Source organism: Flavivirga aquimarina (assembly GCF_030540835.1).
Taxonomy (GTDB): Bacteria; Bacteroidota; Bacteroidia; order Flavobacteriales; family Flavobacteriaceae; genus Flavivirga; species Flavivirga aquimarina.
In genome coordinates, this window is sequence record NZ_JAUOEK010000073.1 from 1 (window position 1) to 704 (window position 704).

The 704-nt window shown below is 46.0% G+C and carries 2 protein-coding genes; both read left to right on the plus strand.

The genetic code is table 11. The features are described from left to right. Positions 1–383: TRAP transporter small permease (locus Q4Q35_RS06835; protein WP_303277209.1), on the plus strand; the 383-nt coding region annotated here is incomplete at its 5' end. A gap of 1 nt (position 384) precedes the next feature. After that, positions 385–704, plus strand: a 320-nt coding sequence (locus tag Q4Q35_RS06840) for a TRAP transporter large permease subunit (RefSeq protein WP_303277210.1), incomplete at its 3' end; no start/stop codon positions are given.

Here is a 704-nt window from a genome sequence, read left to right on the forward strand (position 1 = left end):
GATACATACTGAACTGGTCCTTTTCCTGGACAGAGGAATTAGCACGCTTCTCCCTGATATGGCTCTCCATATTAGGCGCAGCCTATCTAAACGCGAAGCGCGAACACCTATCGATGGATTTTCTATACAGAAAATTCAACCCGAGCACAAAAAAGAAAGTATCCATATTTATAGAAGCCTGCATCTTTGTGTTCGCACTAGTGGTTATGGTCATAGGAGGGATAAACCTGGTCTATACAACCCTGCACCTGGAACAACTATCCGGAACCCTGCGCATCCCACTAGGCTACATCTACAGCATCCTGCCACTGAGCGGTCTGCTTATCATGAGCTTTTCCATCTACCATACCATAAAAATAAAGACCAACGAAATCACCGAATAAAATGAGTATAGAAGTCATTAGCATCCTAGTACTATTCATAAGCTTTTTTGCACTCCTGATGCTAAAAGTACCAGTAGCATACAGTATAGGGATCTCCACTACGATAAGCCTGTTGCTCAACATCGATAAGCTACCAGGCATCACCACGATCTCCCAGCGTATGATTACCGGCATAGACAGCTTTGCACTACTGGCGATCCCATTCTTTGTCCTGGCCGGAGAGATCATGAAACGAGGCGGAATAGCCAACCGTTTGATCAACTTTGCCAAATCATTGGTGGCGAGCCTCCCGGGCGGTCTGGCCTACGTAAACGTATTGGC